Below are 20093 nucleotides of genomic sequence, written 5' to 3'. Positions count from 1 at the left end.
TATTGCGGATTAATATAATCGCTACCCCTATTTTGATGGTACAAAAATAGGGATAATAATAGACTCGTGAAAATTTTCATAAAAAATATTTGTAAAAAGTTTTGCGGCAAACGAAAAACGACTTATCTTTGCATCGCTTTTCAGGAAAGCGGCTATCGAATATCTTTCAAAATATTCAAAAATCCGGGCGTTTAGCTCAGCTGGTTCAGAGCATCTGCCTTACAAGCAGAGGGTCGGCGGTTCGAATCCGTCAACGCCCACTTGATAATCAGGAACTTAAGATAAAATCTAAAGTTCCTGATTTTTTATTTGCCCACAATTTGCCCACAAGAAGTATTTATTTGTGTTTTTTGCCCAAGAATAATCCCGTTATGCACAAATTCTAATCCACTGCATTTTGCAAGTATATTTCAAACTGCAGCAAGCCTTCATTTAAACCACATTCTGTAAATAATTTCTTCAAAGCATTGATTTTAGCCATAGTGGAGTTGTCTTTGTACAAATATATTGTTTCGGCTATTTGCACATATCCATTATTTGGTGTTCGTATAATGTGTAAAAAATCTTCTCTGTCTGCTAACCGATTTACAACTGCAGAATGTTTTTCATATATCAATTCTACAATCAAAACATACATTTCCCTCCAAGAGTCTACGGTTTGGACTGAACCATCAAAAGAATAAGATTTCAAGTAGTATCCGGTAAAATCAAAATCTTCATCCAAACCATGAATATCGGCAGGTTTTTCAACAGGGACAAAGGTGTTTTGGGGATATGGCCATAATTTCAAAGCTTTCTCGTTGAGATAGTCTTGTCTTGCTTCTAACTCCTTTTCCGTCCAATTATCAAAATTGGCTATATACTGATTTAGCTTTATTCCACTTTCCTTAAATCCTTCATCAGCTAGATCTCTTTTTTCTATAAAACTACGATTGCTATATTTGCTGTTGTATGCTGTTAATGTTAGGTTAGCTATCCGATGAAGCCACTTTTGATGAATTTCCTCAGCTTTTTCACCTAACTCCTTTTTCCATTGTGCGGTCATAACTTGTGGCAAGATATGCTCAACAGAATATACACCATCTCTCATTTTTTCAATAACATTGGATGTCTCAAGGTTATTTCCGGTTTCTAATCTTTCAAACAAATACTCCCTGTTTTTAGGGATGATATGGTATAAATTTTTTGTTGAAAATGAGTGTAAAAATTCATCATCATTTGGAAATTGACCACTACCTGTCTTGGATGTAAGGAGATAGGTCAATACTTCGCTATATGTATGATTATCTCCTTTTAGTTTTAACGTATCTTTATGCAAAGTCATAAAGATTTTATTTAGTGCATTGGTGGGAATACCGGAAATAAAACGACGGAATAGGTATATTTCTATAACTCCAAGTATGTTTTTAATTTCCGTATCATCCATTGAATTTGTTTTGGAGTATTGGAATAACGACAATAAAAATGGATAAGTAACGCTCATCTCCAACTGATTGATACGAAATAGCACGGTATTAACCCCTCTGTTCCCGACAGAATTATTTATGATATTCTGATAAATTACCGAATACTCCAAAAGTTCTTTAAGCACATCTTCTACAATCAGATTGTTTGCCTCTATATATTCTTTGAAATCCGTATAAATATTCTTGAATGAAGATATTCTGTTTTGTTTCACAGTCAAATAATCACGAACAAAAACGCTCACCTTATAGTCTGTATTTTGCTCTATTTTATGCCAATATTTTTTATAAAAATCTTCTTGTGTCTTTGGTTCTAAACCCATTAAAGCAAAATTCCGAATTTTATCACCCTCTTCAAGTTCCAATCCGGTGGAATTAAGACTTTCAAAAATGAGTTGAGCATTATCTTCTTTATGCAGAAAGATGTCAATTATCAATAGTTTTGTTATTGCCAAATAGATTTCATCCACTGACAACTCTTTTTTTTCTTTAATTCTATTATAAAAATAAAGATAGTTTTGAGTGACATTCGATGTTGCATGATACTCATCTTTTTCGGCAAACAGCAATTTTTCAAACGCTTCGGAATCGTGTTTTACGTGCTTCAGTCTCACTTTATTTTCATCTACAAATTTATCAACAAGATAAGTTTCCCAGATTTTATCTAACAATCTAACATTTTCAAATGATGTAATTCCCTCTTTTGTCAGATTAACAATTGCCAATAAAAGAAGCGAAATAGTAGTGATGCGTTGTTGCCCGTCAATAATCAGATAATCAGATGAACCGGCGCCATCATACAAGGTGGAGACAATACTTCCAAAGAAATGAGATTCTCGGTTATCTTTGATGATCTTGATTAAATCATTGTAGAGTTGTTTGCAATTGTTTTGTTTCCAGTCGTAATTGCGCTGGTAAACAGGTATAATAAATCGATTATCTGCCCCTTCTAAAAATTTCACCAATGGTTTTGCATCACCTTTCATAATTCAATTCTTTGTTTATGTATTATTCCACCAATTCTCCAACACGACTTACAACCCTGTACTCCACCTCTTCAAACTGCTCAAAATGAGCCTTCCCGCATTTAATCTTCAATTGCTCGTCTCCGTTTAGTTTGGATACATCGACTTGCGGGGTGCCAGTATCCTTGGTTTCGGCAACAAAGTAAATCTTTGTGTCATCCTCAAATACCAAAGCCCAATCGGGATTGTAGTGGCCTATCGGGGTGGGTATTTTAAACCAATTGGGCAGTTTGAAATAGAATTTTATCTGGTCACTTGTCTCACAGTCCTGGGCGAATCGGCTTTCCACCCCCGAATCCAAAGGTACAAACTCCTGATAAATCGTCTTTGAAGGATCAGAAACCTTAAACGAGAAATCATTCAGGTAAACCTCCAATTCTTGGGCTTCAAACAAAGCCATTTCATATTCCGAACCGCCGATTTTTTGATATTTAATCCCTTCAATCATCAAATCGTTCAAAGTCCGTTTGATTGCGAGCGTGGCCAAGTCTAAGAACCGTTGCGGATTGATCAGAATATCACCTATTCTTCCCGATTGACTTACTATTTCCTCGATGGTGGAACGGGTCAATTCCGTTTTGTTCTGAATATAGCCCAAAACATCCGGAATGTTCCACGCATGGGCGCCATAATACACCACTCTATCGCCGACATAGCTTGTTCCAACGCCTTCATCGGTCATAGTGATGCCAACTCTTGTAGAACGAATGGAAGGGGATTTGATTTCGGGCATATCCTTAACGGCTTTTGCAGCTTGCTTAATAAGTTCGGACGTTTTATAATCCACTCGATAAGTGGTTTTCCTTTTCAACTTATCCCAAATCTCCAAGAATTTCGGGTCAGCCTCGAAGCCTTTGCGGTATTTGACGGCGACCCGTTCCCGCTTGTTTTTTATACGTCCCTCGAAAGCCACGCCACAATCTTCCTCAATTTCCTTTTGCAAGGCTTTGGCAAAATCGCCGTATGATTCATTGGCTACGACGGTCAGGCGATTGATATTGCGGTCGTAAATGCGTTTCCCCTCACTGTCAACAGCTAAACGAAGCCCACGCCCGATTTCCTGCCGTTTTTTCATATCGGACTTGGTCTCGTTGAGCGTACAAATCTGAAAGACATTCGGATTGTCCCAACCTTCGCGCAAAGCCGAGTGCGAAAAGATAAACCGAAGGGGATTTTGTATGTTCAACAGCTTTTCTTTGTCTTTCATGATGAGGCTGTACGTATCGTCATCGGCAAGTGTCTCACCCGAAGTGTCCTTGAATACACCCTTTTTATCCTGAGAAAAATAGCCGTTATGAATTTCCCCAACATTGCACTCCGGAAGTGATTGAAAGGCGGCTTTTTGGATCAATTCCGCGTAAATCTCCTCAAACCAAAGGGCAAACTTTCCTTGCTGCGGATTGCCGTTACTGTCGTATTGTCGATAATTGGCCACCCTGTCGATAAAAAAGAGCGAAAGCACTTTCACGCCCTTCGATTGAAGTTTCAACTCCTTTTTCAAATGCTCCTCTATCGTTTTCCGCATTTGGAATTTCATCACCTCATCGGTCAATGCCCCTTGAGTAGCCCCTTTGCACAACACATTACCGTTGGAAAAAGAGACACAGCCGTTGACGGCATCGATTTCTTCCACGATATAACCGTTCCTATAAATCTCGCGTTCATTTGAAAGTCGATACAAATCGTCTCCGGCACGCACATATACTGTTTTTTTACATACGCCGTTTTGCCCGTTTGCCATGATGAAAAGTTTGGCAGATACTTTGGTTTTGGTCGCCGTAATGGAATCGACTGAGACAAAAGCATCATTCGATGAGTTTTCTTCCATCACCGAATCCACCTCGATCTGCTTCACCAAACCCAAGTCGTAAGCTTTCACCGGATTGAGGCTGTAAACAAGGTTATACACGTTGCGATGCGTGGCGGAATAGCGCAACGTGAAAAGAGGTCTCAAGTTCTCGATAGCCTTTTTCCGTTTGGGCGTTTCCATATTTTGCGGTTCGTCCACAATGACTATCGGATGGCACGAGCGAATGAACTCCACCGGGAGCTGCCCGCTCAGTCTGTCGTTGGGACGGTTGATGATATTCTCGTCTTTGGCAAACGAATCGATGTTGATAACCAGGATTTCGATATGGTTTCCGGTAGCAAACCCGCGCAAAGCCGATATTTTGTTGCTGTCGTACACCATGTAATGTACCGGAATATTGTCATAAAGATTCCGAAAATGCTCATGCGTGATTTCCAAATTCTTCAACACACCCTCGCGGATGGCTACCGACGGCACCACAATCACATATTTCTTGAATCCGTATTGCCGAAACAACTCGTAAACGGTGCGCAGATAGACGTAAGTTTTCCCCGTTCCTGTTTCCATCTCCACCGAAAAGTTCATGCCCTGCAACGATTTGGAGGCTTCTATCTCGTTTTCACGCTGAACGTTTTGCAGATTGGTCAGCACCTGCTCCTCCGAAATGACCAAGCGATTGGAAATGCCATCGATCAAGTTTAACGTCCCCTCTTCCGGCACGAAAAAATCCGCCTCGCCGTTATTTTTAGGCTGTCCGTCAAACAGACGAATGACCGAATTGATGGCATCGAGCTGGAATTGCAGGTTGGGTTCGAAGTGGAGGATCATGGTTTAATTCGTTTGATTAAATTATTTAAACTGTCTTCTCTCTCCTTATGTACTAATTCACATTGCCAAATGGTTATCACTTTAAATCCCATTTTTGTAAATTTTTGAGTATTTTCCTTATCCCTTATGATATTTCCGGATATTTTTTCTCTCCAAAATTCGGTATTTGTTGCAGGTAATGTTGCTTTTTTACAATTTTCGTGTCCGTGCCAAAAACATCCGTTGACAAATATTATCGTTTTATATTTGGGCAAGACTATGTCCGGTTTGCCGGGTAAATCTTTTACGTTTTTTCTATACCTGAAACCGTGCGCAAAAAGATATTTACGTACCAAAATTTCCGGTTTTGTTTCTTTACCGGAAATTTTAGACATGATTAAACTCCGCTTTTCGGAAGAAAATTTATCCATTTAAATAAAAGTATAAATGAGACTTTATTTCTTCAACTTGAATTTTACAAAATTCAGGAGGCAATGCATTACCAATCATTAAGGCTATTTTTGAAATAGGAGCATCTGATGGAAATTTATAATCAATAGGAAAAGATTGCAAAAGTGAGGCCTCTCTTGCTGAGATACAACGATCTTGTTCAGGATGTAAAAAACGTCCTTTTGACGGATTTAAACAGCCGCCAGTTATAGTTGTAGAGTAATCATCCCATCTTAATCTACCATAAACATCGTTAAATCCAACATTTTCCTTTTGATGACATTTCAATTGTCTACTCGCCCCCAAATCTTTTCTACTGCCTCCATCATGAGGTATATCCCGAATTAATTCTTGAATTCGGTGTGTGTGCTTAGGAAATATTTTGTGAAAATAATCAGATGATTCTTCCGGCTTTGGAAGATTAGCGATTTTTTCTCTAACAGTAACTTTTTTATTTATAGGTTTCGCTATTTGGATTGGTCCTAAACGTGAGCCAACCATCACCAATCTCTTTCTATTTTGTGGAACCCCATAGTCTTTTACATTTACAACTTTATAAACTATATGCTCATATCCAATTTTTTTTAACTCTTTTATAGCTTTGTGAAAGTCAGGTGATAATGATAAACCCGGAACATTTTCCATCATAAATGTGTACGGCATTAAGCCTTCAATAAAGCTCACATATTCGTTAATAAGGCTATTTCTCTCGTCTTCAACGGGTTCTGCTCTATTAAGTCTCCTAATTGAGCTAAATCCTTGACAGGGAGGACAGCCTGCCAGCAGATGAATGGTTTTGTTGTTCAATAATTTTCTCACTTCTGCAATATCAACATCACGAATGTCCTTTGTTATGACTTTTACCTTTTTATGATTTATCGAGTATGCCTTTGATGCTAGTTCATCAATCTCAAAAGCGAGTTTAGTATCAAACCCGGCTTGACGAAGCCCCTCCGAAAGCCCGCCAACCCCCGAGAACAAATCAATTGAAAGTAATTTCATAATTCTTGTATTCTTATATCTTCAGGATTTCTTAATTTTATTAAATCTAAATAATCTCCCCATTGTTTTAAAGCTTGAGAAATTAATGACTCCCAAGTTAATACAAATATCTTTTTCTCTTGTAATTGTAATATCCTTTCCGTAACATCTTCAGCGCTGTTTTTATTGTCAGCAATAACATAAGCTGAATCAACATGTCTGAATTGAAGTCCTGTTTGTTTTGCAAGTTCTCGTCTTACTCCCATTACATAGTAGTTTATTCGATCCAAGTGATCTCTGTCTAAAGAAAGTCCGGGTCTCATAAATTCAACCAATAATAAATCTTGCCCAGATGATAAAACCAAGTCAACCCTACCTTGAAAAACATCTACTTTTAATTCTTTATCAGCAATATCTTTAATGAGTTTTTCAACGCTTCTCTCTTTTCTATAAGTTTCCCATTTAGGGTGGATTAACCATGGATGCTCATAAATATAATCTCTCACTTTATTTTCCAATTCTTTAGACTTAACCCTTTCTTTTAATTCTCCAATTGCAACGATTTTAGTTTTTACTGATTCTGCTATATTTAAGGCGGTTAAGACATCTGCTTCAGATAAAATTTCTATAAATTGAGTTTCATCAAGCTCATCCTGTTCAGCCAGTTCTGTGATAATGTTACGCAATCTTCCTTTTTCCCATGAGGTTAATATATCAGCGCACCACTCCTTAAATCTAGCTTGCCCTAACCTATCAAAAGTAGCAATCTTTTTAAGTACTGTTTCTACAGTTCTTCGTTCTGTTCTTGGCAAAGCGTCTAATCTATTTCTAAATCCGGAAATTTTATCATTTATGTCTGCAAGTCTTTTTTCTGACCTTCTAGACTTCCAAATGCTTCCCCATTCTTTGATTTTTTCGATTCCCCACACTTTAATTTTTTTACCTAATTCGGTTTGCAAATTAATGCGTTGCCTCTCGGTAGAAATTAAGTTATTTTCTCCTGTGTCAATAAAATCCATTTGTACTTGTCCAGTCATATATTCAAGAGAATTTTGAGCCGAAATTCCACCTGTCAAATCGAAGAAAAAAGGCTTTTGAGCCAACTTTCCTTTTACATAAACACCAATTCCTCTCAATTCCTCTACTTTAATCGGTTCTTCATAAAATCCGATTCTCCACTTGATTTCAAACTCATCAAAATCTTCTACAGCCCAACCATTATTATTAAACGACGTTACTTTAGGAAATTTATTTTTTTCGTCCTCAGTTAAATCTCTTGGAAATACAAATTCCATCTCATCATTAAAATTATGGGGTAGAGGCTCATCATTAATCAACACAACGAAATCATCGTAAAATTGAGTAAGAAGAAATCTTCTAGATAGTTCTTTCTTAAAGTTATCGATTAAATCTGCACCAAAAGACAAATCCATTCTTTCTAAAATAATTGTCGTACCATGATTTTCTTTTCTATATTCATCTGGTTCACAATATTCTACAACTTCTATAATTTTATTATCTTCTTTTTGCACATCATACTCCAAAATTGAATCAATATCCATTTTAAAAACAGTTTTTTCTCCAGTCGCTCTCGATATTGTATCGACTGTTATTGTTTTAGCTACTCCAAATCCGGCAAACTTTCCAATACCTTTTCGCCCTAATACTGGACGTTCTTTTCGGTTAGATGTATCTTTCCCAGATACTTCTCTTCGGTCACGTCCGACTTGTAAATAACAATCTTGGCATTCATTAAAAGTCATTCCGTCCCCTTTATCTGAGACGGTTATTTTGATGTTTTCAAGAATAACTGAAACTTCTTCAGAATCAGCATCCCAAGCGTTTGCAATGTATTCAGCAATCACATCAACAGGTTTCTGATACATTTTAATTCCTAAGTGATCAATGACTTTCGGTTGAATCTTTAAATATAATCTTTTTTCCATTCTTTTTATATCGTTTTAAACTCCACGCCGGCATCTTTCATTTGCAGGGCGGTGTTGGTTTTTAATTGATCTTTTCCTTTAAATATCCTGTCGAGGGCGATTACTTTTTTTGGGTATTCGCAAAGCACTTCGGTAATGATTTGCTCGTCCACTTTTTCAAGAATAAGTGCAAGGTCATTACCGTCAATCAGGTAATATCCATCGTTGGCCTCGATTTTCACGTTGAGGTCTTTTCCGCTCTTCAACAGCAGTTCATAGACCATATTTTGCAGGTCGGCGTTTTCGGCCACGGGGTCGATAAACAGTTTCAATTGCTCGGCTAAGGCTTCGGCAGTGTAGTTTTCCGGTTGTTGCCACTGCTTGAAATTGCTTTCTGAAAGGCGGAAAACCTTGAATCCGGTGTCAACTTGCGTTTCGGCTTGGTTATCATCTGCGGCAAAATTCAATTCTCCTTTTTTCTTTTCTACTTCACGCTTTATTTCTTCCCGGATTTTCTTTCCAGCCCGACGAATCCGCTCTTTTGCTATCTCCGCAATGGTCTTATATCCTGCCTTGAAAGCCTCGCTCTTTTCATCGCAAAGCTCCGGCATTTGCACAAGGATATACTTGCGGTTGCCACCGTCTTCTTTATTGAGTTGCATGACAGCGTGGGCGGTGGTAGCACTTCCGGAAAAGAAGTCAAGGATGATTCCATTTTTATCTTTTACAAGTTGAATCATCTTTTCTATTAATTTTGTTGGTTTAGGTGTATCAAAAGGTGGATTCTCAAATAAATTCTTTAATTCCGCCATAGCATCACGAGTACTTCCAACATCTTTTGCAAACCAAATAGACTCAGGAGCTCGACCTTCTAAGTTAGAAAGATAAATTTTTCTGATAATTTTTGTTTCATCAACATTGAAAATTATTTCACCAGTTTGTATCTTTTTTTCTATCGTTTCTTTACTCCATCTCCACCCATTACTACAAGGCTTAATAATATTTCCAGAAGGTGAAATTATGTCATAAATTAGGTTTGGTCTATAAAGGGCATTGCGAACGTCTCCGCTTCTCCAAGGGCCTTTTGGATCGTTGTCAGGGTTGCTGTAAGCTTTATTATCCTCATCCGTTCTTAAAAGCGAATTCACAACATATTCTGATGTTTTACTAAAACATAAAATATGGTTGTGATGATTGGAAAAAATATTTGAATAACCTTTAGGTTGAATACTATGTTGCCACACAATATTTGCCACAAAATTCTCCTCTCCAAAAATCTCATTCATCAGCAATCGCAAGTTATGCACCTCGTTGTCGTCTATGGAGATGAAAATGACCCCGTCATCTCTCAATAGGGTTCTTGCCAAGTAGAGACGGGGCATCATCATATTGAGCCAGTTGCTGTGGTACTGCCCGTTTTCGCGGCTGTTTTTCCGAAACATACCCTCGCCGGTCATATAACCGTCCTCGTCCTTGTCGCCCACCCGTTTTTGGTATTCTTCCTTGGTCTCGGAAAACTTATCGGGATAGATAAAACTGTCGTTTCCCGTGTTGTAAGGCGGGTCGATATAGATCATTTTCACCTTGCCGAAGTAGCTCTTTTGCAGCACTTTCAGCACTTCAAGGTTTTCTCCTTCGATGAAGATGTTTTGTGTGTCGTCAAAATCTACGGAATCTTCCCGCACGGGAACCAGTGTCCGGGTGCTCGGTTGCTGCATCACACGGAACGCATCGCTCTTGCCCGCCCAGTTGAGCACGTAACGCTCGTTGGCGAAGTTGATGTTTTCACCAAGAGTAATTCGCAATTTTTCCCAATCTATTTTTCCCTCGGAGAATACTTCGGGGAAGATTTGTCTAAGTTGATTAAGTTTCTCTATATGAGGCGATAAGGATTGTCCGTTCATTGGAATAAGTCTCTAATTTAACCAATTTACAAAGTTAAAAAATATTTTTGGAATTTGAGTGGAGAAAAAATGTATTTGAAATTTCACCACCAAAAATCTAATTGACAGACAATTGCTTATTCAACTGTTCCTTTTTTATTTTCAACTGTTCTTCCCGCTCAATTATCTTTGCCAGGTCTTCCACATTTTTCTCAAAAGTTTCTATTTTGTTTGCGTAACGCTTTAATTCTTTTACTGTCTCTGTTAAAATAAAAAATAGTGTCTATGGTTGCCAAATCTTCAGGCATGACTTGTCCCAACATTTGGATGTAACGGTATTTCAAATCGTTGTCGGAATAATCACTTATTTGGTTTCTTAGAGAGTTAATCCATACAGATAAAGTGACCAACAATGCCAATAAGGAGAAAATTATAATCAATGCCTGCATAGATGTAGGAGTAAATTCAATTTTTCTTTTTTCTTTTTGAATGGCATTTCCAATTTCGTCCAGTTTCTCGGATCGGCTTTCGTGAAAGATTTCCATTACCGATTTGAGTTTTGCGATTTTCTCGTTATCTGTTATTTCGGGCTGTTTCAGTCCGATTTTTTCAATTTGCAGGTTGGACTTGTCCAACTTTTGATTGATTTCTTCAAACATCATCAGGATGTTTTCGTTGCTTGTTGTGTTCATAAATTGTTGTTTTTAAATGTTATTTTTTTGGAGTCTGCGGGCTTGCAAAGCTTGGATGTATTCGGCAAGCGTGGCATCGTAATGCGGACTGTTGAGCAAGGTAAACATGTTCAATTCACCTATGATCGCTGAGATGGTTTCCACGGCACTCTCGGTAAAGCCGGCTTCCTGTGCTTGCCTTTCCGCTTCCTGCAAAGCGTGAAAAGCGTTGTCTTTGATCTGACGGTCTATTTTCGAAAAACTGCACTCCCTATCCACTTTTGAACCGTTGATTTTCGTACCGTCTTTCTCGAAAATAATTCCTTGAATTTTGTTGGTGTTCCCAGCGGTTTTGAATTCAAAAGAGACATTTTCTTTTTTTAGGTTTCTTCTTAACTCTTCCCATGTCTTGCTTTTGGGTTTGGTTAGCTCTGCAAATTTGTCCGTTCCGTGTTTTTCAATGTGTTTTTTCAGATTTTTGATGGCAGTCTCTATATTTTCGGACTTGGCGGTATATTTGGGCTTGCGTTGTTTTATGCTGACAACAGCATTTTCAATGTCAAAATCTTCAAATTCGGGCATGGATTTCAGTTCTGACACAATGGTGTCAAAGGATTTTAACTCTGAAAGGAGGAAAGTTTTTCTACGAGGGCGTGCCATAATAATCTTTGTTTTACGGTTTTATAGTCCAGTTTATGGCTGTCATCCTTTCGCGGATTTTCTCCAACGTGTGCAGGACAGCATCGCTACTTGGAAAATTGACATAAACCAAATCTCTAAAACTACCGTTATAGGTCGTTTCCAATTGAGACCATACGTTGGCTAAATCTTTAAACATCAGCGATTGGTTGGGATGATGGATTAACCACTGGTTATTATTTCTAAAACTTTTCACATCATCGTGGGCAACTTTGAGCAACATAGTTTCAAAGTTGGATGATTGAAGAAAATCGGCAAATTTTTTCTGTTGCAACAGTTGATGCAGGTCGTAAGTGTGGCGAATTTTATTTCTCAAATCATCCATTGGTCTATCGCCATACGAAAAACGTACTAAACTCATTATCTTTTCGCAAATTGTCCTTATCGGTTCAAGAACTTGAACAGTAAATGCCTGCATATCGTACTTTTCAATAAGCTCCGCTTGTTCTGCATCAAGCATCATTTCACCCACAAAAGAATTAATGTTTTGCTTTGTAAATGGCTCGTAATAACCTAACCATGTGGATTCTAAAACAATTATATCTCGTACTTGTCCGTATGCACCTACAAATTCTTTGCTGTAACTATGAGCGGTTTTTCGGCTCATACCCACTTTGTGCGTCAATCCTTGGATTTCGATTTCCGGAAGCGTATCATTTATCGCATTTTCAACGTCTTTTAGCTTGCGTTTCAGCTTATTGTCGGTTTCTCCTTCCCGCCTAATCACTACCAGATCAATGTCTTCCGAAAACCGGTTAATCATTTTGAAACACTTAGCCAGCGAAGTTCCACCTTTGAAAATTGTGTCAACTCCAATTTCTTGGCTAAAAATTGATTTCAATGCGAATGTAACCCAATAATCTTTTTCAACATAGATTGTGGGGATATCCATTTGCTGTGCTGTGATATTGACGGCATCTCGAAACAGTTTTTTATCGGTGTGCAGTTTCATACAATATTCCAATTTTCGACAGTTGGCAGGTCGGATTTATCCAAGCCTAATTCTATCTTTGTCAAAGGGTTAATGCTATTTAATAATGGCGTGGTAATGTTTTCTGATTTACCCAGATTTTCGAGAATTGCACCCAGCAATGCACGTACTCTTGGCGGATACATAAGAGCGTATTTAATCATTCGAGCTATCTCCTTTTCATCCATTTCAGCAATTTTTGCCGAAAGAATTCCTACCGAATTTTGAACGGTTGTATCCGGTATTTTTCGAATGTCTTTGAGTGCATCTAAAAAGCCCAAAACAGTATAATTGCTTTCCGTTACTTCCGCGTAACTTTTTACAGCATCGGCCTTTAAAGCTCCTCTATTTATGCTTATCCGCTTGCTTCGGGATGCAATTTTTACGCGAACAGCCAATTGTGTGGTCAATCCCAACTGATTATACAAATAGGTTCCTGTAACGTAAGCGATTCGCCTTCCGTTTTCAAACAAAAACGGGCGCAGTTGCTCGTTATAATCGGGTTTCAGCTCACCAAAAGCAGTTTTTACCGGCTTGTAGAATACTCCGTTGGACATTTTTTTGATTAGACCTTTGTTTTGCAGACGCTCCAATATCTTTGCAACAGACTGATAATCCTCTCTGGAAATATCCAAATCCGTGTAACCGAATATCTTGCCTTCGGGAAACCGCCCTATTTGTTTTTCTATTTGAGTGGACAAGTTCATAGCGCAAAGATAATGATTATTTTCAAACTGTCAAGTATTTTGCTCAATTTACTTGACAATTATTGTTTTTTTTAAAATCAACTTCGAATTTAAATAGAGACTTTGTCCAGTTTTTAATGCAATAAACTGGACATTTCATCACACGTCAGCCTCCGTTTTTTCTGAATTGGATTTAAGTAGCAAGATGTTAAAACCCAGTCGTTCCTCTTTGGTGTAGCTGTCAAAATAGTTCTGCGTTACCGTCCGTTTTGAGTGTCCCAATTGTTCCGCAATAAAACTTTCCGGTACTCTGAGTTTAGCCAAAATGGTAGCGTAAGAGTGGTGTGCCGTGTAGGGGCTGATGCCGTCCATCAAGCCAATCTTTTTTGCGATAATTTTGATTTTTTTATTCGTCAGACGTATCAGATTTTGAGATTTGAGAAATCGTTCTTTTTCCGTGTTGGTATCGTTGAGAAAGGGAAAAAGGTATTTTTCCTTGTCGGTGTTTTCATTTCCGTGCTTATTTTCGTGTTTATCAATAATCCTCTGAATCGTCTCTAAAATCGGCACAACAATATCCTTTTGGTCTTGGATGGTACTTTTCGTTTTTTGGCGGATAAAATAGATTTCGCCGTGCATTATATTTTTGTATTTGAAATTGCAAATGTCTCCGAACTCTGGTCATTTCATAAAGGTTTGGGCAAACCGGCGCATAATGAGGAAAAACACTGTTGTTGAGCGAAGAAACTTATAGCCCGCAACAAATAATACAGCTATTTTGTTAAGTAATGCGGAAAGAGGACAAGCCCGCAGGGAAGGCTTCCGATAAGTGGGCCCGCAACACGCGTATTATTTAAAATTCATCGATATGTCTGATCAGGAAAAGTATGACCGCATATTTGAAGCCAATAGGAAATGGATAGAAAAGAACCAGGTGGATAATCCCGAATTATTCGAGCTGCTGGCCGCAGAGCAACATCCTGATTTCCTGTACATCGGTTGTTCGGACAGCAGGGTGCATCCGAATCAGGTGATGGGATTAAAGCCCGGAGAGGTCTTTATTCACCGTAACATCGCCAATATGGTGAATGCCATTGACTTGAGCGCTCTCTCGGTCATTAACTACGGAGTGGAACATCTCAAGGTCAGATATATCATCATTTGCGGCCATTATGGATGCGGAGGCATACACGCTGCCCTGGGAAACTTAGACTATGGGATCCTTAATCCCTGGCTGCGGAGTATACGTGATGTCTATCGTCTCCATAAAACAGAGCTCAATGCCATTGAAGATGCCGAAGAGAGATTTCGTCGTTTTGTTGAAATCAATATCTATGAACAGTGCCGTAATGTATTAAAAATGGCAGAAGTACAAAAGTCATATCACAAGAACGGATATCCGAAAGTGGCCGGATGGGTGTTCGATATCAAGGACGCCCGGCTTCATGACCTGCATTTTGATTTTGAAGGGGAGCTTGCGAAAATCAAAGAGATATATGATATTACCGGCAAAGTGTGAACATTCCCTGTCCGCGTAAAGCCTGCTTCACTTCCGGGCGGGGAAAAGCCGGGGACAACCGGGTCGTGTCATCGACCAAGAAAGGGAGGGAGTGTCACGAATGAGACGTCCCCTCCCGTTTCCCGTTGATGACGATTAGTTCGTTTTCATTACAATTTCCACCGGGCCTAACAACCCGTAATCCTTTAGGGGTGATCCCTCTTTCGGGTCATTGATCGTCCATGTCTTTCTCTGCGGCCCGGGTAACCCCGCGTCATAAGCAAGACGGTTGAACCATGTGCTGGTGATGGCTACTTCCAACCTGTTTTCACCCTGTTGCACATATCCGGTGATATCCATCCTGTAAGGATAAGTCCATTTGGTGGCCACCTCCGATCCGTTCAGCCTGACTTCGGCGATCATCTCCACCTGTCCCAGATCGAGCCAATACTGCGCTTTATCTGTTATGCCATCTAAATGGAAAGTGGTGCGATAGACAGCTGTTCCCGAGAAGGCCTTGCCCTCCGCACTTAGCGAGGGGATATCTTTCCATGCCATCAACCGGTCGATCATCACGGGCGGCTCCCCTATCCCCCATCCCGTGGGGAAAGAGATTTCCCAACCATTTTTAATTTCCGTTTGTTGGGTGGTGGGAAGCGGCTTTTGGGTGTCGGTGAGCGTTTTTTCCGCCGGGGCTTCGGTATCACCGCGAAAGACGACAAAGCAGGATGTGCCTGCCGGAAGATCCATGCCAACCTGGGTATATCCCTCTCTTGTCGGCCGGGACGCTACGGCCCGGGTTTCACCCGTCAGCGGATCCCATATTTCGGCTGCGCCTGTACAGCGGAATGAGATGGTACCCTTGAATCCCTTTTCTTCGGGAGCGGATAAAAAATAAAGATCGGCGGCTTTGGTTTGACGGTGCAGCCACCGGACATCGGAGAATTTCACGCTGATATCGGGTTGGATTCTTTCGGCAATCAAGGCTGATCCGATATCGCCACGATAGACTTTTCCTTTCCCGACCTTGTGGCCATTTTCTACTTTTTGGTCTTCTCCTGCCCGGGAGGCGTTTCCTCTATCCCGCTCTTTTTTTGTTTGCCGGCTATCCTGCATGCCGTCTCCCCAAAGCGCTTCCACCGCTTTCCGGAAACGGGCCTCCCCAGCTTCACCCCCGCTTAAGGTCGCCCTGCCCGAAGGCGGTTCTCCCACAATGGTAATGCCTTGTTGCGCGAAGGAGAGGATCTTCTCCAGTGTTTCGGGCAGCATCCGTTTGCAGTCATATAACCACAGGACACGGTATGAGATGCCCTCCGGCGTGACGAGCCGCCCGTCTTTCACCGACAACCGGTTGAGCAACACGTCGGGGTTACAATAGTCATACGCGTGGCCTTCCGGGAAATCCAGAGACTGGTCGGGTTTGTGGTTCTGCTCGTCGCCCAGGTACATCAACACGTCCGATACCGGGTTCCCGCTCTCAAGCATGTAGTTGCACCTTGCCAGGTAGTCCGTAAAGTGCGGCATGTGCTCCCACCAGGTCTGCAAACGCAGGAAAGGCGTCCCGATGCCGGAACCGAACGATGTGGAGGGAGGCAGGAAGTCCGTGCGGGGATTGTGGGTGTAGGTATGGAACACCATGTGGGTCACTCCCCGTGCCAGGTGTTCGTCCGCCCTGTCTTTCAGGAAACGGGGATGCTCGTTCCACGACAGGTCAAAGGAGGTGAACGCTTCGGCCGCAACCCTCCCCTTCCCGTATACGCGGCTTGCCGACACGCAGGGTTTGACCGGCTTGAATTCGATGCTTCCGACGTGGGAATCCTGCTTTGGATGCCAGAACTCACACATGGGAACGTCCGCGTGCTTGTAATATTCGAGTATGTCTCCCGGGAAAATATCTCCCGATGCCGTTTCAAATGAAATCTTCAATCCGTTTTCCCGGGCAATGCTACCCATTTCGCCGAAGAAATTCTTCACCAGGAGGTCGTTCAGGGTGACCCGCCAATCGCGCAGGAAGCGGGCTGTGGTTTCCGGGTCCTCCACCACGTACCCGAACAGGGCGGGAAACATGGAAAACAGGGAGTAATCCCATTTTTCCCGGAAGGTGTTGTCCAGTCCAGCCGTCCATGTCTGTGTCCTGCATTCCCAACTGTCTATCAGTATACCGTCCAACAGACCGTCCTTCAGGCCGCTGTTGTCGCTCATCAGCCGGCCTATGTAACCCTCGAAGTTCGCCCTGGCGCCTGACGAGTCGAGTTTGTTGGATTCCCATCCCGTGGCTTCGGGGGGAGCCGGCCCGTTCCTCATCCCGGTGTTCACGTGCCCTATCCGGAGGAGGATCCATTTTCCTTCGGGAGCGTCCCATGATACGACTCCCGCGGTGTCCATCTTTTCGGTGATATCCACGATGGTGGAAGGATCGACCCAACTGGCCGGGGATTGTCGGGGATACTCTTCCCTTACGATCCGCCTTAACGTCCATGCCGCTTCCGATTCCCAGTTCTGTTGGCGGGCAGCGGAGTAAAAGTTAATATACGATACCGCCATATCGTGCAGGTTGGAGATTTCTATGCGGTAGGATTGCGCGGCGGTTTCCTCACAGGCAATGGAAATGGGCCGGTCATCCTGCCAACTCCCCGGCGGCATGTCCAGACGGGCAACCTGCTTCATCCCGCTGCCGGTTTCGGCATAGATGGCAACCGTGATATCCGGTGAATAGCACCATGCATGGGAAAACGAATTGACGGGCGGGAACTCCACCGTGCGGACGGTCGTTTCTTCGCTAAACCTGACATCGATGGTCGTCGGCTCCGGCAGTGAGGGGGGCAACATCAACCGCTCTTGCCCTATCAGGCACTCTTCCCACGGCAGGTCTCCGCGGTTGCTTTGTACGGCGGCGGGAATTAACCGGGCGCCCGTGTCCCCTTCCGGTGTGGCGAACGCGATCACAAAAAGGTCTTTATAATTGCGCCACTCCTCTTCGCTGGGTTGGGGCATTTCCAGTTGGATATTGACCGTTTGGCCGCCGTTGATGTCCTTACGGGAATGTACCAGGTGGCGCATGGAGTTTTCCGGTTCTATCCATGGCCCGCCGGCGTACGACCAGCCGGGACAGTTCTGCATGGTGAATTTCAGGTTCAACCGGTCGCACTCCCCAGCTGTCCAGACGATAAGGTCATCCCACGACTCACTCAAGGCTTTGATCTGTGGGGACACCCCCGGCCACTCTCCCCCGAACTGCCCGTGGAACAGTTGGATACCTGAGATGCCGGCTGCCGCGATGGCCTCCAGGTCGGCCGTTATGCCTTCCTTCGACACGTTGCCCCCGATAAAATGGAACCATGTTTCGGGATAATGGATTTTACCGGGGGTCCTGAATGTTTCTTTATCCAGCAATTCACTTTCGGGCAATTGCCGTTCCCGCGCACCGAAGCAAGAGATCAAGAATAAAAAGGATAAACCATAAAAAAAGAAAGAAAAGGATCCTCCTTTTTTATGTGATAGATGCGTTTTCATATCTGTCTGTTAATTTAATATTGCATAAGGCAAAAATAACAATTATTCCTACATTATGCGTTGAATTTGTTAATAACCTGTGTTTTGCTTCAAGGCACCTCCACTTTTGTCGATTTCCGCGCGTGGTATCGGCAAGCGGAGATGTTGTTCATGATAGGCAACCGGCGCGACCGTTTTGACTGTGTAGCTTTTTTCTCCATTGGCAGCCTTTCTGATCTGCATCCCTATAATTTGTCTGGATGACACCTCTTCAAGGATCTTCCACCTTCTCACATCAAAGAACCGATGTCCCTCGAACGCCAGTTCGATCCTCCTCTCATGACGTATCCTGTCTCTGAGGGCGATCCCTGAAGAAGTAACAGGAGGCATATTCACTCTTGCACGGACCAGGTTGACATATTCCCTTGCAGTTTCTTCATCTCCCAATTCAAATTTGGCTTCGGCATAATTCAACAGTATCTCTCCATAGCGGAAGAATATCCAGGGATTTGTCCCCAGGTCATCAGTCCTTAAATTCACCGACTTGGAGGGATCAATAAATTTATGCAGATAATAGCCGGTCATGGAGGCATTCCAGGGCAACACACTACTCTGAGGCGAATCGATTCCACCGTCGAATGTCTCAATTTCGTGATTCTGAAAAACGGCGCCATCGTGGAGGACAGAGGCATAGAACCTCGGATCCCTGCCGATGTAGGGATTTTGAGGATCATATCCGGAACGTGGATTCACGACGATGTTGTTTGAAGCGTCGAGGCTGTAAGGAAGTTCACCGTTTGTCATTTCATAATCCATCACCATATTTTCGGTAGGATGGTTATGGCCGCCACCATAAAGGCTGTTCGTGCCGGAAAAACCATTTATATTATGATTGATGGATTGGGTGAAATATCTTGCAAATATCGTTTCGTTATTGTCTTCCAAAAAGAGATTCTGATAATCGTGATATAGAGTGTATTGCTTGTCTATAAGCGCCTCTGCCGCTGCTGCAGCCTTTTCCCATTTTGCGAGGTCGTTTGAAGGATTGTTTAACGGGCTTGCCGTATACAAAAGGACACGGGATTTCAGCGCCAGGGCGGCATCCGGTGTAGCCCTGCCCTTCTTAATCTCACCACCGCCTAACAACAAAGCGGCTTCGTCCAATTCTTCCACGATAAAATCCATCACTTTATCGTAACTATCCCTCGTCACTGTCGTGTAATCATCGTCAAGCGCGAATACGTGTGTGACCAACGGCACATCCCCGTATCTCCATAATAACTCCGAATATAGATATGCCCGTATGAATTTCATTTCACCTTTCAGGCGGTTTTTCATTTCATCATCAAAAGTGGAAGATTCTATTTCCTGGAAGAACTCGTTGATATCCCTTATCCTCGCGTAGGCATATCCCCATTTATTGACATAAGGTGTAGTTGTTGTTCCCAATGTTGAAATATTGTCCGAAGTCAATTCCCCCCGCTGGACGGTCCATGCGCCGCCACTATTATGAATATCATGCGTCTCATCCGTCAGGGAACCCCATAAAGCTTCACAAAACCCGTGCTGCAGGCTGTTATACATACCGTTCACGTAGGATTCCGCAAGCGCTTCATTTTCCCATATTCCCGTTATCCTGTCTTTCGGCTCAATGTCGAGTATATCGTGGCAACGTGCAAAAGCGACAGAAATCACCAATAGAAATACATATTTCATTTGTCTCATTGTCATGT

General features: G+C 42.0%; 14 protein-coding genes and 1 tRNA gene. 2 read left to right on the top strand and 13 right to left on the bottom strand.

The window, feature by feature from the left end; all coding sequences use genetic code 11:
- Positions 1-185: 185 nt before the first annotated feature.
- Positions 186-260 (top strand) — tRNA-Val (locus D7D25_RS11250).
- 122 nt (positions 261-382) lie between these two features.
- Here D7D25_RS11250 and D7D25_RS11245 read toward each other — a convergent pair.
- The 11 genes from D7D25_RS11245 to D7D25_RS11195 form a co-directional block, all read right to left on the bottom strand.
- Entirely contained in the window at positions 383-2449 is a 2067-nt protein-coding gene (locus D7D25_RS11245; RefSeq protein WP_122969055.1) for a DUF262 domain-containing protein, read from the bottom strand.
- Between the two features lie 22 nt (positions 2450-2471).
- Positions 2472-5126: a DEAD/DEAH box helicase family protein gene (locus D7D25_RS11240; protein ID WP_122969054.1), complete on the bottom strand. Its 2655-nt coding sequence runs from the start codon at positions 5124-5126 to the stop codon at positions 2472-2474.
- The gene (locus D7D25_RS11235) at positions 5123-5536 is read right to left on the bottom strand and encodes a very short patch repair endonuclease (RefSeq protein ID WP_122969053.1); all 414 of its coding nucleotides are present in this window, start codon (positions 5534-5536) and stop codon (positions 5123-5125) included. The genes D7D25_RS11240 and D7D25_RS11235 overlap by 4 nt, the downstream gene beginning before the upstream one ends.
- On the bottom strand, positions 5529-6557 hold the full coding sequence (locus tag D7D25_RS11230) for a DNA cytosine methyltransferase (protein ID WP_122969052.1): 1029 nt from the start codon (positions 6555-6557) through the stop codon (positions 5529-5531). The genes D7D25_RS11235 and D7D25_RS11230 overlap by 8 nt, the downstream gene beginning before the upstream one ends.
- Entirely contained in the window at positions 6554-8482 is a 1929-nt protein-coding gene (locus tag D7D25_RS11225; protein ID WP_122969051.1) for an ATP-binding protein, read from the bottom strand. The genes D7D25_RS11230 and D7D25_RS11225 overlap by 4 nt, the downstream gene beginning before the upstream one ends.
- Positions 8483-8487: 5 nt before the next feature.
- The gene (locus tag D7D25_RS11220) at positions 8488-10038 is read right to left on the bottom strand and encodes a site-specific DNA-methyltransferase (RefSeq protein WP_255417279.1); all 1551 of its coding nucleotides are present in this window, start codon (positions 10036-10038) and stop codon (positions 8488-8490) included.
- 518 nt (positions 10039-10556) lie between these two features.
- Positions 10557-11006: a hypothetical protein gene (locus tag D7D25_RS11215; RefSeq protein ID WP_148038915.1), complete on the bottom strand. Its 450-nt coding sequence runs from the start codon at positions 11004-11006 to the stop codon at positions 10557-10559.
- Positions 11007-11048: 42 nt separating this feature from the next.
- Entirely contained in the window at positions 11049-11675 is a 627-nt protein-coding gene (locus D7D25_RS11210; RefSeq protein WP_122969048.1) for a hypothetical protein, read from the bottom strand.
- A 13-nt stretch (positions 11676-11688) separates the two neighbouring features.
- Entirely contained in the window at positions 11689-12666 is a 978-nt protein-coding gene (locus D7D25_RS11205) for a nucleotidyl transferase AbiEii/AbiGii toxin family protein (protein WP_122969047.1), read from the bottom strand.
- Positions 12663-13391 (bottom strand): DUF6088 family protein, encoded by a 729-nt coding sequence (locus D7D25_RS11200; protein ID WP_122969046.1) that lies wholly within the window; start codon positions 13389-13391, stop codon positions 12663-12665. Before D7D25_RS11200 ends, D7D25_RS11205 begins: the two co-directional genes overlap by 4 nt.
- A 138-nt stretch (positions 13392-13529) precedes the next feature.
- On the bottom strand, positions 13530-14036 hold the full coding sequence (locus tag D7D25_RS11195; RefSeq protein ID WP_255417278.1) for a tyrosine-type recombinase/integrase: 507 nt from the start codon (positions 14034-14036) through the stop codon (positions 13530-13532).
- A gap of 202 nt (positions 14037-14238) precedes the next feature.
- On the opposite strand from D7D25_RS11195, the gene D7D25_RS11190 reads away from it, so the two are divergent.
- Positions 14239-14889, top strand: a complete 651-nt coding sequence (locus D7D25_RS11190; protein WP_122969044.1) for a carbonic anhydrase — start codon at positions 14239-14241, stop codon at positions 14887-14889.
- Positions 14890-15024: 135 nt separating this feature from the next.
- Here the strand turns inward: D7D25_RS11190 and D7D25_RS11185 are convergent, their stop codons facing one another.
- Both D7D25_RS11185 and D7D25_RS11180 read right to left on the bottom strand, forming a co-directional pair.
- Complete coding sequence (locus D7D25_RS11185; protein ID WP_122969043.1) at positions 15025-18381, bottom strand: glycosyl hydrolase; 3357 nt, start codon at positions 18379-18381, stop codon at positions 15025-15027.
- A 69-nt stretch (positions 18382-18450) separates the two neighbouring features.
- Positions 18451-20076 (bottom strand): RagB/SusD family nutrient uptake outer membrane protein, encoded by a 1626-nt coding sequence (locus D7D25_RS11180; RefSeq protein WP_122969042.1) that lies wholly within the window; start codon positions 20074-20076, stop codon positions 18451-18453.
- Positions 20077-20093: the final 17 nt, after the last annotated feature.

Source organism: Proteiniphilum sp. X52 (assembly GCF_003712195.1).
In the GTDB taxonomy this organism is placed as follows: Bacteria; Bacteroidota; Bacteroidia; order Bacteroidales; family Dysgonomonadaceae; genus Proteiniphilum.
This window is presented reverse-complemented; position numbering and strand designations above follow the sequence as displayed.

Excerpts from the sequence above, each read along its gene's own strand:
- D7D25_RS11245 (WP_122969055.1), bottom strand. The coding sequence starts at position 2,449 with ATGAAAGGTGATGCAAAACCATTGGTGAAATTTTTAGAAGGGGCAGAT.
- D7D25_RS11240 (WP_122969054.1), bottom strand. The coding sequence starts at position 5,126 with ATGATCCTCCACTTCGAACCCAACCTGCAATTCCAGCTCGATGCCATC.
- D7D25_RS11235 (WP_122969053.1), bottom strand. The coding sequence starts at position 5,536 with ATGGATAAATTTTCTTCCGAAAAGCGGAGTTTAATCATGTCTAAAATT.
- D7D25_RS11230 (WP_122969052.1), bottom strand. The coding sequence starts at position 6,557 with ATGAAATTACTTTCAATTGATTTGTTCTCGGGGGTTGGCGGGCTTTCG.
- D7D25_RS11225 (WP_122969051.1), bottom strand. The coding sequence starts at position 8,482 with ATGGAAAAAAGATTATATTTAAAGATTCAACCGAAAGTCATTGATCAC.
- D7D25_RS11220 (WP_255417279.1), bottom strand. The coding sequence starts at position 10,038 with ATGATCTATATCGACCCGCCTTACAACACGGGAAACGACAGTTTTATC.
- D7D25_RS11215 (WP_148038915.1), bottom strand. The coding sequence starts at position 11,006 with ATGATGTTTGAAGAAATCAATCAAAAGTTGGACAAGTCCAACCTGCAA.
- D7D25_RS11210 (WP_122969048.1), bottom strand. The coding sequence starts at position 11,675 with ATGGCACGCCCTCGTAGAAAAACTTTCCTCCTTTCAGAGTTAAAATCC.
- D7D25_RS11205 (WP_122969047.1), bottom strand. The coding sequence starts at position 12,666 with ATGAAACTGCACACCGATAAAAAACTGTTTCGAGATGCCGTCAATATC.
- D7D25_RS11200 (WP_122969046.1), bottom strand. The coding sequence starts at position 13,391 with ATGAACTTGTCCACTCAAATAGAAAAACAAATAGGGCGGTTTCCCGAA.
- D7D25_RS11190 (WP_122969044.1), top strand. The coding sequence starts at position 14,239 with ATGTCTGATCAGGAAAAGTATGACCGCATATTTGAAGCCAATAGGAAA.
- D7D25_RS11185 (WP_122969043.1), bottom strand. The coding sequence starts at position 18,381 with ATGAAAACGCATCTATCACATAAAAAAGGAGGATCCTTTTCTTTCTTT.
- D7D25_RS11180 (WP_122969042.1), bottom strand. The coding sequence starts at position 20,076 with ATGAAATATGTATTTCTATTGGTGATTTCTGTCGCTTTTGCACGTTGC.